Origin of the sequence: Vreelandella halophila (assembly GCF_019903425.1) — a bacterium.
In the GTDB taxonomy this organism is placed as follows: domain Bacteria; phylum Pseudomonadota; class Gammaproteobacteria; order Pseudomonadales; family Oleiphilaceae; genus Halospina; species Halospina halophila.
Map to the genome: position 1 here is coordinate 299,312 of NZ_JACHUZ010000013.1, position 13,110 is coordinate 312,421.

Annotated in this window: 16 protein-coding genes; 12 read left to right on the forward strand and 4 right to left on the reverse strand. The window is 62.9% G+C overall.

Annotated features, from left to right (window positions below; genetic code table 11):
- Positions 1–3 precede the first annotated feature (3 nt).
- Positions 4–171: a rubredoxin gene (locus tag H4I92_RS05620; protein ID WP_077529675.1), complete on the reverse strand. Its 168-nt coding sequence runs from the start codon at positions 169–171 to the stop codon at positions 4–6.
- A 157-nt stretch (positions 172–328) separates the two neighbouring features.
- On the opposite strand from H4I92_RS05620, the gene H4I92_RS05625 reads away from it, so the two are divergent.
- Genes H4I92_RS05625 through phoR form a run of 5 tightly spaced genes read left to right on the forward strand, consistent with a single transcriptional unit; the run spans position 329 to position 4,450 of the window.
- On the forward strand, positions 329–886 hold the full coding sequence (locus tag H4I92_RS05625) for a hypoxanthine-guanine phosphoribosyltransferase (RefSeq protein ID WP_077529676.1): 558 nt from the start codon (positions 329–331) through the stop codon (positions 884–886).
- Between the two features lie 4 nt (positions 887–890).
- Positions 891–1,451, forward strand: coding sequence for a chorismate--pyruvate lyase family protein (locus H4I92_RS05630; RefSeq protein WP_077529677.1), 561 nt, complete (start codon positions 891–893; stop codon positions 1,449–1,451).
- A gap of 26 nt (positions 1,452–1,477) precedes the next feature.
- A complete protein-coding gene (gene ubiA, locus H4I92_RS05635; protein ID WP_077529678.1) occupies positions 1,478–2,374 on the forward strand; it encodes a 4-hydroxybenzoate octaprenyltransferase in 897 nt (298 codons plus the stop codon).
- 60 nt (positions 2,375–2,434) lie between these two features.
- Complete coding sequence (gene phoB, locus H4I92_RS05640; protein ID WP_077531673.1) at positions 2,435–3,127, forward strand: phosphate regulon transcriptional regulator PhoB; 693 nt, start codon at positions 2,435–2,437, stop codon at positions 3,125–3,127.
- Positions 3,128–3,142: 15 nt separating this feature from the next.
- Positions 3,143–4,450, forward strand: a complete 1,308-nt coding sequence (phoR, locus tag H4I92_RS05645) for a phosphate regulon sensor histidine kinase PhoR (protein ID WP_077529679.1) — start codon at positions 3,143–3,145, stop codon at positions 4,448–4,450.
- Here phoR and H4I92_RS05650 read toward each other — a convergent pair.
- Both H4I92_RS05650 and H4I92_RS05655 read right to left on the reverse strand, forming a co-directional pair.
- Positions 4,428–5,297 carry a response regulator gene (locus H4I92_RS05650; RefSeq protein ID WP_077529680.1) on the reverse strand — a complete coding sequence of 290 codons (870 nt, stop codon included), beginning with the start codon at positions 5,295–5,297 and terminating at the stop codon, positions 4,428–4,430. The two genes, phoR and H4I92_RS05650, sit on opposite strands and share 23 nt — an antisense overlap.
- 529 nt (positions 5,298–5,826) lie before the next feature.
- Positions 5,827–6,498, reverse strand: coding sequence for a class I SAM-dependent methyltransferase (locus H4I92_RS05655; RefSeq protein WP_077529681.1), 672 nt, complete (start codon positions 6,496–6,498; stop codon positions 5,827–5,829).
- A gap of 90 nt (positions 6,499–6,588) precedes the next feature.
- Between H4I92_RS05655 and mnmH the strand changes: the two genes are divergently transcribed.
- From mnmH to H4I92_RS05680, 5 genes are all read left to right on the forward strand, one after another.
- Positions 6,589–7,728 (forward strand): tRNA 2-selenouridine(34) synthase MnmH, encoded by a 1,140-nt coding sequence (mnmH, locus tag H4I92_RS05660; protein WP_245800855.1) that lies wholly within the window; start codon positions 6,589–6,591, stop codon positions 7,726–7,728.
- Positions 7,729–8,565: a mechanosensitive ion channel family protein gene (locus tag H4I92_RS05665; protein WP_077529682.1), complete on the forward strand. Its 837-nt coding sequence runs from the start codon at positions 7,729–7,731 to the stop codon at positions 8,563–8,565.
- A 108-nt stretch (positions 8,566–8,673) separates the two neighbouring features.
- Positions 8,674–9,201, forward strand: a complete 528-nt coding sequence (locus H4I92_RS05670; RefSeq protein ID WP_077529683.1) for an aminoacyl-tRNA deacylase — start codon at positions 8,674–8,676, stop codon at positions 9,199–9,201.
- A gap of 41 nt (positions 9,202–9,242) precedes the next feature.
- A complete protein-coding gene (locus H4I92_RS05675; RefSeq protein WP_077529684.1) occupies positions 9,243–10,523 on the forward strand; it encodes an FAD-dependent oxidoreductase in 1,281 nt (426 codons plus the stop codon).
- 18 nt (positions 10,524–10,541) lie between these two features.
- Positions 10,542–10,895, forward strand: coding sequence for a histidine triad nucleotide-binding protein (locus H4I92_RS05680; protein ID WP_077529685.1), 354 nt, complete (start codon positions 10,542–10,544; stop codon positions 10,893–10,895).
- A 15-nt stretch (positions 10,896–10,910) separates the two neighbouring features.
- On the opposite strand, the gene phoU is transcribed toward H4I92_RS05680, so the two are convergent.
- Entirely contained in the window at positions 10,911–11,666 is a 756-nt protein-coding gene (phoU, locus tag H4I92_RS05685; RefSeq protein ID WP_077529686.1) for a phosphate signaling complex protein PhoU, read from the reverse strand.
- Between the two features lie 156 nt (positions 11,667–11,822).
- Between phoU and H4I92_RS05690 the strand changes: the two genes are divergently transcribed.
- Both H4I92_RS05690 and H4I92_RS05695 read left to right on the forward strand, forming a co-directional pair.
- Positions 11,823–12,230, forward strand: a complete 408-nt coding sequence (locus tag H4I92_RS05690) for an acyl-CoA thioesterase (RefSeq protein ID WP_077529687.1) — start codon at positions 11,823–11,825, stop codon at positions 12,228–12,230.
- 174 nt (positions 12,231–12,404) lie between these two features.
- Complete coding sequence (locus H4I92_RS05695) at positions 12,405–13,067, forward strand: PEP-CTERM sorting domain-containing protein (protein WP_179105631.1); 663 nt, start codon at positions 12,405–12,407, stop codon at positions 13,065–13,067.
- The last annotated feature ends 43 nt before the right edge of the window (positions 13,068–13,110 follow it).

Consider the following 13,110-nt stretch of genomic DNA (forward strand, 5'->3'; position numbering starts at 1 on the left):
GGCTCAGTCGATCTCGACCATTTCAAAGTCTTCCTTGCCTACGCCGCAGTCAGGGCAGGTCCAGTCCTCGGGCACGTCCTCCCAGCGGGTGCCCGGCTCAATGCCATCCTCGGGCCAGCCTTCCGCTTCGTCGTAGATGAATCCACAGACTACGCACTGCCACTTTTTCATGGCCTACTCCTTAACGAATGACAAATATGGAGCGCATTCTAACCAAACACTACCCCCGGATTACACCCGACAGTGTCAGAATCGGGACAATCGGGTACCGCGGCGTTATACTCGCGCCTTTCAAATCCACCCATGCCCGCGGAGAGCACGTCCAGCCATGTCCCGGAACACAGCTGAAATGCAACAGGTTTTCGACGAAGCCGACTGCATCTATACGGAAGGTCAGGTGAGTGAGGCCATGGATCGACTGGCCAGTGAGGTAACCACTACCATCGGCGACCAAGACCCACTCATCCTCTGCATCATGAACGGCGGCCTGGTTGTTGCGGGCCAGCTCCTGCCCCGGCTGGGCTTCCCTCTGCAACTGGACTACGCCCAGCTTTCCCGTTACCGGGGCAATACCACCGGCGGGGACCTGGAGTGGAAGGTTCACCCACAGGCCCGGCTGAGCGGGCGCACGGTGCTGATCGTTGACGACATCCTCGACGAGGGCGACACCATGGCCGCGCTCGCCGAGGCCTGCCGGACCGAGGGAGCGGAACGGGTCTGGACACTGGCACTGGTGGAGAAACACCACGACCGCAAGAGCCAGCCGGGCTTCGAGGCGGATTTCATCGGCCTGCAGACTCCGGACCGTTACCTGTTCGGCTACGGCATGGACTACCAGGGCTACTGGCGCAACGCTCCGGGCATCTACGCGGTCCGGGGCCTGTAACCCCATGGAGGGCACCGCCATGGGTTTCCGGCCACGCCCCTGGCACTGGCTGCCCCGCTACCAGCGCCGGGTGGTCCGGCACCGTGGTTCCCTGACACGATTGCTGCGCGGCTTCACCCGCGACCATTTCCATGTCCGGGTCCTGCGGGAGGGTTACCGCCTGCCGAAACCGGACGAAGCCAGGGAACTCGAGCTGCCAACGCGTCAGAGGGCCTGGATACGGGACGTACAGCTGATCGGAGATGGCACCGCCTGGGTGCAGGCACGCACGGTCATCCCCCTCCACTGCCTGACAGGCCCGAACCGTCGCCTGCGCCACCTGGGAAACCGCCCGCTGGGCTCCGCGCTTTTCGGCCGCCACCCCTGGTGCCGCGAGGCATTCACCTGTGGTCAGTGGCAGCCACCCGGGCATGGCGCGCCGTGCCCGGCGCGACGCTCGCGTTTCCGCCGCGGCCAAGGTACCCTGCTGGTCACGGAGTGCTTCCTACCCCCATTGTGGGACGACATCAGGGACCAGGCCGTGCGCCGCCACCCGACCCACAGGGACAGCCTCCGACCACTCTAGTCACGGGCTACAACGGACAGGGAACCATGACGACGACACGCCTTCAGCCCGCACTGAACCGGGTGCGTCAGCGCCTGCCGGATTTCATACAGCTGATGCGGATCAACCGGCCCATCGGCAGCCTGCTGCTGCTCTGGCCCACCTGGTGGGCCCTGTGGCTGGCCGCCGACGGCATCCCGAGCCTGGCCAATCTGGTGACCTTCACCCTCGGGGTCTTCTTCATGCGCGCCGCCGGCTGCGTCATCAACGATTACGCCGACCGCAACCTGGACGGTCACGTCAAACGCACCCGCGAACGCCCCCTCGCCACCGGTCGGGTACGCCCCGGCGAGGCCATCACCCTGTTCCTGGGCCTCTGCCTGGTGTCTTTCCTGATGGTGGTGTTTTTCACTAACCGGCTTACCCTCTGGCTGTCCTTCGGTGGCGTGGCACTGGCCTTCATCTATCCGTTCATGAAGCGCTACACCCACCTTCCCCAGATCGTACTCGGGGCAGCTTTCTCCTGGGCCATACCCATGGCCTGGGCAGCCGAGGCTGGGGAGGTCACCCGCATTGTCTGGCTGCTCTACATCGCCAACCTGGTCTGGACCGTGGCCTACGATACCCTGTACGCCATGGTGGACCGGGATGACGACCTGAAGATCGGCATCAAGTCCACGGCCGTGCTCTTCGGAGACATGGACCGCGCGGCAGTGGGCATCCTCCAGGCCACGACCCTGCTCACACTGCTGCTGGTCGGGTTCCAGACCGAACTGGGTGCACTCTTTGTGCTGGGGGTGCTCGCCATGGGCGGACTTTTCGGCTACCAGCAGTGGCTCATCCAGGGCCGGGCGCGGGGCAGCTGCTTCCACGCCTTCCTGAACAACAACTGGGCCGGGTTCGCCGTGTTCCTGGGACTGGCTCTGGATCTGGCCCTGTCATGATTCTGTCATAATAAGACTGTGTAATGGCACAGTAACTGAGCCGACAGAGATATGGCATCCATGGCCGAAAAAACCGTCCTGATTGTTGATGATGAACCCTCCATCCGCGAGATGATCGCGGTGGCATTGGAGATGGCGGGCTATCACTATATCGAGGCCGGCGATGCCCGCCATGCACACAGCCTGATCGTGGACGAGCGGCCGGATCTGATCATCCTCGACTGGATGCTGCCCGGTACCTCCGGCATTGACCTGGCCCGGCGCCTGAAACGCGATGAAGGTACCGCCGAGATCCCCATCATCATGCTCACAGCCCGAACCGAGGAGGACAATCGGGTGCAGGGACTGGAGGTGGGCGCGGATGACTACATCACCAAACCCTTTTCGCCCCGGGAAATGGTGGCCCGACTCAAGGCGGTTCTGCGGCGCTCCACACCGCCCGGCATGGACACGCCGGTCGAAATCGGCGGCATCCACCTGGACCCGGTCGGTCACTGGGTGACCATTGATGGCGAATCTGTCAATATTGGCCCCACTGAATACCGCCTGCTGCAGTTCTTCATGACCCACCCGGACCGGGTCTACACCCGCGAGCAGCTTCTCGACCAGGTCTGGGGCGCGGGCATCTACGTGGAAGAGCGCACGGTGGACGTGCACATACGTCGGCTGCGCAAGGTTCTGGGCGAGGCGCATGGAAAACTCGTGCAGACGGTCCGGGGTGCCGGGTACCGATTCTCCGCACGCCAGCAGTGAATCGCCGGGAATCCGATGAGTAGAGGCCTTAACAAGCACCTGCGTAAGCTGGCCCTGCTGCTGACCGCGTCCCTACTGGTGGGTTGGCTGCTCGGTCACCCCATCCCGATGCTCGCCCTGGCATTGGCCGTCTACGCCGGCGGGATGCTTTATCAGCTGATCCGCCTCCACCGTTGGCTCGAAGGCAGCAACCAGGACGCCGAACCGCCCGAAGCGCCGGGGCTCTGGGGCGAGGTTCTGGACGACATCTACCGCCTCCAGAAACGTAACCTGCGGGCCCGCGACCGACTCCAGAGCATGATCAACCGAATCCGGGAATCCACCAATGCCCTGCGTGACGGCGTTGTGATGACCGACGCCGCCGGCGCCATGGAATGGTGGAACCAGGCAGCGGAAAACCTGTGTGGCTTCAACAGCAGCCATGACCAGGGCGAATACATCCACAACCTGCTCCGTACCCCGGAGTTCCGCAATTACTTCGAGGCCAAGGCCTACGCGGAACCACTGGAGATTGAATCTCCGGCGCGTCCGCGTACACGGCTTCAGATCGAGATCAACCTGTTCGGCGAGGACGACCGGCTCATCACCATCAAGGATGTGACCCGGCTTTACCAGCTGGAGAGAATGCGGCGGGATTTCGTGAGCAACGTTTCCCACGAGATGCGGACGCCCCTCACGGTGCTGAACGGCTATCTGGAAACGCTCGCGGAGCAGACCGACCGCATGCCCGCCGGCTGGCAGCGACCGATGAATGCCATGCGGCACCAGGCCAACCGCATGGAGGCGCTGATCACGGATCTTCTGCTGCTGTCACGGCTGGAGACCAGCGACCGCAACACCGGCGACACGGAATGTAGGCCGACGGATCTGCTGCGCCAGATCCAGCAGGACGCCATGGCCCTTAGCGGCGAGCAGGAACATGAGATCGAACTGCGCATCGGCGACAACCGCAGCATCCGTGGTGATGCGGAACAGCTGCGCAGCGCTTTCTCGAACATCATCTTCAACGCGGTGAAATACACCCCCGGCGGCGGCCATATCCGTATTGACTACAGCACCGGTGCCGAAGGTATATCACTGAGCGTCACGGATGATGGTCCGGGCATCGATCCGGAACACATTCCCAGGCTCACGGAGCGCTTCTACCGTGCCGACCCCAGCCGCAGCAAGGAAACCGGCGGAACAGGGCTGGGCCTCGCCATCGTCAAGCACATCCTCTACAACCACGACGGGTACCTGAGCATCGACAGCACGCCCGACAGCGGCAGCACCTTCCGCTGCCACCTCCCCGCCAACCGCATCATCCCTGGAAGCGGGCAATGAAGTGACTCAGATCCTCCAGCTTCTGGGGATCATCATCCACGAACCGCACGACGACCTGAACGAACTTCGTATCCGGGTGTTTCTCCTGAGCCTGGAGCTGGTAGACATAACCGTTCAGCCGCGCCATCCGGCCTCCCAGATCCACATCCACCACAGCCTGCTCGAGGATCTGCGGCATTGGGTCATCACGCCTGGCGCTGACCCGCACCTCGTTCAGGGTAACCGCCCGCAAAACCCCCCTCAGCGTCGCCTCAGAGAAGCGCAGATCAACCATGGTGGCTTCCCTGCCCCGCGACGCGCTGGCTGTGCCCGTGGCCTGTGCCCTCTTTGCACCACCGCTTTCAGTGGATGCCTCCCCGGTCGACGAAGGCGTTTCCTTCTTCTGTGAACCGCTGCCTCCTGTCAGAAGATCCGCAGACTGACGGAAGGCATCACTGGGGGCCGGTGCTCCCTGACCCTCATCGCCGAGCTGACTGCCCAGCACCTTGCGTACCTTCTTGCCCAGGGATTCCGGGCTGAAGGGTTTGCCGAGGTAATCAGAGACCCCCTCGCGGATAGCCTCAATCACGTGCTCCTTGTCACCACGGCTGGTCACCATCACGAACGGCGTCTCACTGTACTGGCTGTGGCCGCGTGCCCACTGCAGCAGCTCCAGCCCCGAGACCTCCGGCATCTCCCAGTCGCACAGGATCAGGTCAAAGCGTTCACGCCCCATCAGGGTCTGGGCCCTGCGCCCATCTGCCGCCTCATGGAGTTCAATGGAGGGGAACTGAGAGCGCATCGTACGCCTGACCAGATCCCTTACGAAGCTGGCGTCATCCACCACCAGGGCCTTGAGTTTGCTCATTGCGGGTAATCCGACATCGGTTTCCGGGAATACCCTCACTATAGACCTGAATACCCGCTACTGCCCGTACACCGCAGATGTCAGCGTTTTTCCATAATACTTGTAAGAGATTTCCTACACTGATGTAGGAAATGCTTGTTCTGTTACGTCGGAAACAGCCTATTTCACCTGGAATAGCTTCTTATGATGCTGATTATAAAAAGGTTCAATAACCCAGGGCGGCTGGAAGCGGGCAGGCGGGCGGTATTGACCCACCCAGCAGCCGCCCCTGAGTTGGTATTGTTTCAACTGTCAGCGGACGACAGGGAAAGGACGCTACAGGGACGGTTTCCTCAGAGGACCTGAGGGGAAGCATGGAATAAAGGGATGTAATGCTTGAGGGACGCTGAACCAGAAGGCCGGCTCGGATGCCGGCTGGCCATGGAAGGCCGTGGACAGAGTCACAGGGGGTGGTAACCGGGCAGGATGCCCACCGCTTTCGTCGGAAAGCGTTTCGCCAGTTTGAGGGATGGCCACGGCCATCCCTTTTTTATGCAGTGCCGTCCAGCCCGATGCCTGGAGCCCAGTACAGCCTTACCCGGTTGAACTCCTCGAATTCGTTGAGATCCGGCCAGGTCCGCCCTTCCACCGTAGTGATCAGCCGGTAATCATCATTGCCCAGGTACCGAAGGCGTGAGTCCGCCATCAGAACCGCATCCGCACCGGCCTGGAAATCCCACAGCATGGGACGATTCTCCGGATCATAGAGCACATCCGCGGCCAGAAGCACCTCGGGGCGTGCCACCTCGTACCAGTCCCCGGCCAACGTCACCGTTACACCATTGCGACGGGCATTGATTTCGGTGGCCGCAAGTGCGTCCGGGTCAATATCCGCCGCGATCACCTCACGGGCACCCGCCATGGCAGCGGCAATGGCCACAACACCGGAGCCGCATCCGAAATCCAGTACCCGCCGCCCGGCAACACGCTCCGGATTGTCCAGCAGCCACTGCGCCATCACCTGGCCACTCGCCCAGCAGAACGACCAGTAGGCGGGCTCGGCCACAACCAGCTGCGCCTCCTCGTGGCTGAGCGGGCCCTCCAGGCAGGCGGGATCAAACAGGCAGAGTTCAATCGCCGGGCAGCCGGCGGGCCGGCTCCAACAGGTCCGGGCGCGGGGCAGGCTGCTCTGTAGCAGGGCATCGAGAGGGGCATTGTCCATGGCGGCGCATAGTAGCCGGGCCGCCGGGTAGCGTAAAGCGCCGGGAGCTGGGTTAGACTGTGCACTCACTGCAACAACGGAATCATCACTGTGGCCTCCGAACTGCCGCTTACAGACGACTATGCCGAACTGCTGCGCGAGGGGCGCCCGCTTCTGGATGTGCGCGCCCCCGTGGAGTTCGCCGAAAGCACACTGCCCAACGCGCACAACCTGCCCCTGATGACCGACTCCGAGCGCGAACAGGTGGGCATCCGCTATAAGGAGGCCGGCCAGAGCGCCGCCATCGAGCTCGGCCACGAACTGGTCGGAGGCCAGGTGCGTGAGTCCAGGATTGCCCACTGGGTGGATTTCGTGAAGCGCCACCCCCAGGCCCGCCTGTACTGCTCCAGGGGTGGCCTGCGCTCCCGGATCGTGCAGCAGTGGCTTTATGAGGCCGGCGTCACCATCCCCCGGGTCGAGGGAGGTTACAAGTCCCTGCGACGCTTTGTTCTGGATGAACTGATCGAAAACCGGATTCCCGAACTGCCCCTGCTGGTGGTCGCCGGGCGCACCGGTACCGGCAAGACGAGACTGCTGCACCAGCTCCCCAACCCCGTGGACCTCGAAGGTCTGGCCGCGCACCGTGGCTCCAGCTTCGGACGCACGCTCAGGCCCCAGCCCACCCAGGCCAGCTTCGAGAACGGTGTCGCCACGGCCCTCTGCCAGGCCCACGCCCGGGGCGGCCCCATCCATGTAGAGGATGAAGGGCGACTGATCGGCCGGCGGGTACTGCCCGTACCTCTGCAGAAGCGTCTGGGCGAATCCCCCCGGATGGTCCTCGAACAGCCGCTGGAAACCCGTGTTGAGAACATCCTGGAGGACTACGTCATCGATATGAGCCGGGCCTTCGTTGAGCGCGACGGGACTGAAGCCGGCTTTGAGGCTTTCCGGAGTTTTCTGCTGGACGCCCTGGCCCGTATCCGCAAGCGCCTGGGCGGATTACGCCACCAGCAACTGGAAGCGGTGATGCAGGAAGCCCTGTCGCACCAGTGGCAGTCCGGCGACCTGGACCGCCATCGTGACTGGATCCGGACGCTGCTGACGGACTATTACGACCCGATGTACGATTACCAGCTCAACCAGCGTGATGGCCGCGTCCTGAAACAGGGCGGATTCGACGAACTGATTGAGTGGGCCGTGGAAGCCAACGCACAACCCCCGACAGAACAAGCATCCATAAGGAGCGCCTGAATGCAAAGCATGATCCCGGATACGGAGCAGCTCCAGGAGCTGACATCCATGGCCGCGGGCATGGCCATGAACTACCTGCCACAGCTGCTGCTGGCCATCGTTACGCTGGTCGTGGGCCTCTGGTTGATCAACCGCTTTGTGACCGCCCTCGACAAAAAGCTGACCGCAAAGGATCCGACCCTCGGACGTTTTGTCACCGGTCTGGCTTCCATCCTGCTCAAGATCATCCTTTTGATCTCCGTGGCCTCCATGGTCGGCATCGCGACGACCTCCTTCATCGCGGTTCTTGGTGCCGCCGGCCTGGCCGTCGGCCTGGCGCTGCAGGGCAGTCTCGCGAACTTCGCGGGCGGCGTTCTGATCCTCATATTCAAACCGTTCAAGGTGGGCGATGTCATCGAGGCCCAGGGTTTTCTCGGCACGGTGAAGGAGATCCAGATCCTCTACACGGTGGTGGACACCTTCGACAACCGCCAGGTTGTGATGCCCAATGCGTCGCTCTCCAACGCCAGCCTGACCAACTACAGCGCCTACCCGAATCGCCGTGTGGATATGACCATCGGTATCAGCTACACCGATGACATCCAGAAGGCCCGCGAGGTCATCCAGAAGACCCTGGCAACGGATGAGCGCATCCTGCGTGATCCGGAACCAATGATCGTGGTGGGCGATCTCGGTGACAGCTCCGTGGATCTCAAGGTCCGCATCTGGGCCAATGGGGATGACCTCTGGTTCTGCTACTGGCACATGCTTGAACAGATCAAGGTGGCCTTCGACCAGAACGGCATCACCATTCCCTATCCCCAGCGGGATGTGCACCACTTCCAGGCCGCGGGCTGAATGTACAAAATGTAACCTTTTTACAGGACACCTCCGGCGCGGTTGGGCTAGCCTGAGTTCAGGATCCCCGGATCCATGGGTCACAGCCCTGTGCCAGGAGGTGTTGCCATGCCCGTACAGACCCTGATTGAACACCTGAAGTCCCATGGTGCCGAGTACCGGTGCCTGAGCCACCCTCCCGGATTCACTGCCCATTCCCTTGCCCACCACTGCAACGTGCCCGGTGACCAGGTGGCCAAGACGGTCATCATCGAACTGGACGGACGCATGGCCATGCTGGTGATGCCCGCCAGCTTCCGGATCCGCTGGGACCGGATGATGGACGTGCTCAACACGGACTTCGTGGAACTGGCGGATGAAGCGGACTTCACGGACCGCTTCCCGGACTGCGAGGTCGGCGCCATGCCTCCCTTCGGCAACCTCTTTGGAATGACGGCCTACTGCAGCGAGACCCTGGCCGAACAGCCGGAAATCACCTTCGCGGCGGGCAGCCATACCGAAGCCATGCAGATCCGCACCAGGGACTATCTGGCGCTGGCGCAGCCGGTGGTCATCAGCCAGGGATTCATCCGCCCCGGTGCCCGCCGTCCCGCCTGGCTCGCCGGAAAGCCCGGACGTCCACGCAAGGCCGGCTGAGCCCCCTGTTGCCGTCGTTCACTCTGGCGTAGACTGCGCCCATGAGTGAACGCGAGCACGACATCGCCGTAATCGGTGCCGGCATGGTCGGCGCCGCGCTGGCACTGGCCTGTGCGGCCAGCGGCTGGCGCGTGGCCGTCATCGAACCCAGTGCTCCGGAACAGCCCTCCAGCGACAGCGAACCCGACCTGCGCGTTTCCGCCCTGAGCGCCGGCAGCGAAGCCTGGCTGCGCGGGCTGGGCGTCTGGCCCGCCATGGAAGCAATGCGCATGGCCCCCTTCCAGCGACTGGCGGTCTGGGAGGCCGCCTCGGGCCCGCTTGCCAGCATGCCCGGCGGCCGGCTGCTGGCCCAGCGGGCACGGACCAAGTTCGACGCCGCGCGGCTCGGACGCGACCACCTGGGCCATATCGTCGAGAACCGGGTAACCCGCTGGGCCCTGTGGGAGCGGATGGGCCAGCAGACCGGCGTCACCCGGTTCTGCCCGGCGTCGCTCAAGGCGCTGGACCAGACAGAGAACGGCGTCACGCTCACACTGGAAAACGATGAGACCCTGCATGTGGCCCTGGTCGTGGGCGCGGACGGAGCGAATTCCGTAACCCGGCGCCTGGCGGGAATCGGGACGAGCCGCACCCAGTACCGCCAGCAGGCCATGGTTATCAACATCCGCCATGCCCCGCCGGCACAGACCATCACCTGGCAGATGTTCACCCCGCAGGGTCCCAAGGCCTACCTGCCCCTGCCGGAAGCGGATGGCAGTGCCTGGGGCTCTCTGGTCTGGTACGACCAGCCGGAAAATCTGGACGAACTGATGGCCATGGACGAAAACCGGCTCCTGGCCGCCATACGCAGAGCCTTTCCACTTGAGCTGCCGGATCCCGACGCAGCTCCGGCTCGCGGGCGCTTCCCCATCGCGCGCGAACATGCCCACCAGTACGCCCATGGGCGCGTGGTGCTGGTCGGGGATGCAGCCCATACCATCAACCCGCTGGCCGGACAGGGCGTCAATCTCGGCTTTCAGGATGCGGCCGCGCTGGCGCGCAGCCTGGGCGCCGCCTCTGTACAGGCAGACCCCGGGAATGCGCGGGTGCTGGCCGCCTATGAAACGGAGCGCCGCCCCCGCAACCGCCTGATGATGGAAGCCATGGACCTGTTCTATCACCTGTTCAGCAACACCACCCCACCACTGCACCTGGCGCGCACCCTGGGCCTGGGGCTCGCGGGCCGGGTACCGTTCGCACGTGAGCGGGTCACGCGCTACGCCATGGGGATTGACGAGCAGCTGCCCGCGCCCCTTGAATCACTGCTGAAACGACTGGCCTGACAACCAAGCGAGGAACCCATGTCCGAAACCATTTTCAGCCGCATCATCAACCGTGAGATCCCCGCCGATATCGTGCACGAGGACGACCAGTGCCTCGCCTTCCGGGACATCAATCCCCAGGCGCCGGTGCACATCCTGATCATTCCGAAAAAGGTCATCCCAACGGTCAATGATCTCACTGAAGAGGACGAGCAGACCGTGGGCCACCTCTATACCGTGGCCGCACGCCTCGCAAAGGCAGAGGGTATTGCGGAGGACGGTTTCCGCACGGTGATGAATTGCAACGAGCACGGCGGCCAGTCCGTGTACCACATCCACCTGCACCTGATTGGTGGCAAGGCACTGGGCTGGCCCCCCTTCCCCAACGGCTGAGGCAGGCGCGGGTGATCAGCCCGCGCTGCCTGACTCACTGCTGTCGGCGTCAAGCTCACGCTCCGTCTCGGAAAGCGGCCGATGGCGCACGTCCATGCCACGCACCAGGTAGATCACCTGTTCGGCCAGGTTGTCCGCGTGGTCACCAACCCGTTCCAGAGCCCGCAGTGTCCACATCTGGTTGAGGCAGAGCCCAATCCCGCGCGGGTCCTCCATCATGTGGGTGACCAGTGCACGCGCGGAACTCTTGTATTCCTCGTCCACGGACTCGTCCTCGCGCATGACGCCCAGAGCACTTTCGGTATCAAAGCGCGCAAAGGCATCCAGGGCATCACGAACCATAGCCCGGACATGACCGCTGATGTTGCGAACCTCCACAAACCGGCGCTGACTCATGCTGTCTTCCATCTCATCCGCCATCTCCAGCGCCAAGCGTGCGATTTTCTTGGCCTCGTCGCCAATACGCTCCAGATCCGCCACCATTTTGACCACGGACATCACCAGGCGCAGGTCACTGGCGGCCGGCTGGCGCAGCGCGATCACCTGGATGGCCTCCTCATCAAGGCGACGCTCCATATCGTCCACCTCGCGGTCACGGTCGCGCACGGCCTTCGCTTTGTCCGCATCATTGCTGACGAGCGCCTCAACCGCCTCGCCAATCTGTTTCTCAACCAGTCCGCCCATTTCCAGCAGCTGGTTTTTGAGCTCACTCAGTTCCTCATTGAACCGCTGGGAAATATGGCGGGAATAGTTCTCTCGATCACTTACCATTATTGTGCCTCTGACGATGGTCACCCAAAGAAAGGATAAGAAAAATGGGTAACAATTCTATGATATCAGGCCATGCCTGGTGCCACATCGCAAATGCCACTGAGGGGGCTATACTGGCCCGCAACGCATCCTGACTGAAGCATCGGACAGATACCCATGACAACACAACCCGACAAGCCGCAACCCCGGGGTGACCTGACGCTGCAGCTGGTCACCATGGCCTCAGACACCAACAACAACGGCGACATCTACGCCGGCTGGCTGGTCAACAAGATGGACCTGGCCAGCGCCACCGCCGCCGGCCGCCTGGCCCGCGGGCGGACCGCCACCGTCGCCATGGAGGGCATGGAGTTCCTGTCTCCGGTGCGACTCGGCGCCGAGGTGGCCTTCTACACCCACCTTGAGGACATTGGCCGGAGCTCCATGAAAATCCGGGTGGAAGTCTGGACACGGGACCAGACGGAACAGCACATGCGCAAGGTCACCGAAGCCCAGTTCGTCAGCGTGGCCATCGATGAACACGGGCGCATCCGCGAGGTTCCCGAGCCAGCCCAGAAGCTCTAGGGCGCCCACAGCGACCTGTTTCTGTCAGATATTTTTACACATCGAGGGCGCGGTAACGGGCGACCGTATGACCATCCCCCTGATTCCATGGATGAAGGGCCACCCATGCACGGTTCCTGCATTCCATTCCCTGTTCGAGCTGCCATCCCGGCAGGGATTCAGGGAGTCAGAGTCATGCAACAGCCCACTTCTTTCCGTTTGCCGCGCGCCCTCGTGATGGGCCTCCTGTGTCTGCCCGCAGCGGCCATGGCGGGACCGCACACCTTTGACAGCGGTACTGGCCTCAATGAGGCTCACAGCTGCGGCAGTAATGAAGCCTACATCATCAGTACCAGCAACGTGACCACCGATAATAATGATGCCACAAACTGTTTTGGCGCCTACCAAGGGAACCCCGGCCAGCTGCTCCCGAACAGCGCACCACTGACCTGGAACGGCGACAGCTGGGATTTCATCGCCAAGATGGAGGAAGGCACTTCCGGTGCCCTCAGCGCGGACATTGGCCAGAACCAGGGGAACTGGTCCTATTCCGGTGATGTCAGTGACTGGGCCAGCTTCTTCGTGATCACCAAGGCCTCGAACAATCCAGGCTGGGCGGCCTATTACTTCGATGATACCCAGGGGCTCAGCACACTCGACGGCACCTTCTTCATCCCCTGGGGGAACGAGGGCGGCAACAATGGCCCTGATCTCAGCGCCGCAGAGGAAGGCGGCTCCGCCCTTTCCAACCTGAGCCTGTACGCCCGCCGGGTTGCGCAGGTTCCGGAACCCGCCACACTGGGCCTCATGGGCCTGGGGCTTCTGGGGCTGGGTATGGGCCGCCGCCGCAACCGGTAATCCGGAGACCGCCGCCATCGCGGCGGTCTTTATTTTCACCGCC

Excerpts from the sequence above, each read along its gene's own strand:
- H4I92_RS05620 (WP_077529675.1), bottom strand. The coding sequence starts at position 171 with ATGAAAAAGTGGCAGTGCGTAGTCTGTGGATTCATCTACGACGAAGCG.
- H4I92_RS05625 (WP_077529676.1), top strand. The coding sequence starts at position 329 with ATGTCCCGGAACACAGCTGAAATGCAACAGGTTTTCGACGAAGCCGAC.
- H4I92_RS05630 (WP_077529677.1), top strand. The coding sequence starts at position 891 with ATGGAGGGCACCGCCATGGGTTTCCGGCCACGCCCCTGGCACTGGCTG.
- ubiA (WP_077529678.1), top strand. The coding sequence starts at position 1,478 with ATGACGACGACACGCCTTCAGCCCGCACTGAACCGGGTGCGTCAGCGC.
- phoB (WP_077531673.1), top strand. The coding sequence starts at position 2,435 with ATGGCCGAAAAAACCGTCCTGATTGTTGATGATGAACCCTCCATCCGC.
- phoR (WP_077529679.1), top strand. The coding sequence starts at position 3,143 with ATGAGTAGAGGCCTTAACAAGCACCTGCGTAAGCTGGCCCTGCTGCTG.
- H4I92_RS05650 (WP_077529680.1), bottom strand. The coding sequence starts at position 5,297 with ATGAGCAAACTCAAGGCCCTGGTGGTGGATGACGCCAGCTTCGTAAGG.
- H4I92_RS05655 (WP_077529681.1), bottom strand. The coding sequence starts at position 6,498 with ATGGACAATGCCCCTCTCGATGCCCTGCTACAGAGCAGCCTGCCCCGC.
- H4I92_RS05665 (WP_077529682.1), top strand. The coding sequence starts at position 7,729 with ATGCAAAGCATGATCCCGGATACGGAGCAGCTCCAGGAGCTGACATCC.
- H4I92_RS05670 (WP_077529683.1), top strand. The coding sequence starts at position 8,674 with ATGCCCGTACAGACCCTGATTGAACACCTGAAGTCCCATGGTGCCGAG.
- H4I92_RS05675 (WP_077529684.1), top strand. The coding sequence starts at position 9,243 with ATGAGTGAACGCGAGCACGACATCGCCGTAATCGGTGCCGGCATGGTC.
- H4I92_RS05680 (WP_077529685.1), top strand. The coding sequence starts at position 10,542 with ATGTCCGAAACCATTTTCAGCCGCATCATCAACCGTGAGATCCCCGCC.
- phoU (WP_077529686.1), bottom strand. The coding sequence starts at position 11,666 with ATGGTAAGTGATCGAGAGAACTATTCCCGCCATATTTCCCAGCGGTTC.
- H4I92_RS05690 (WP_077529687.1), top strand. The coding sequence starts at position 11,823 with ATGACAACACAACCCGACAAGCCGCAACCCCGGGGTGACCTGACGCTG.
- H4I92_RS05695 (WP_179105631.1), top strand. The coding sequence starts at position 12,405 with ATGCAACAGCCCACTTCTTTCCGTTTGCCGCGCGCCCTCGTGATGGGC.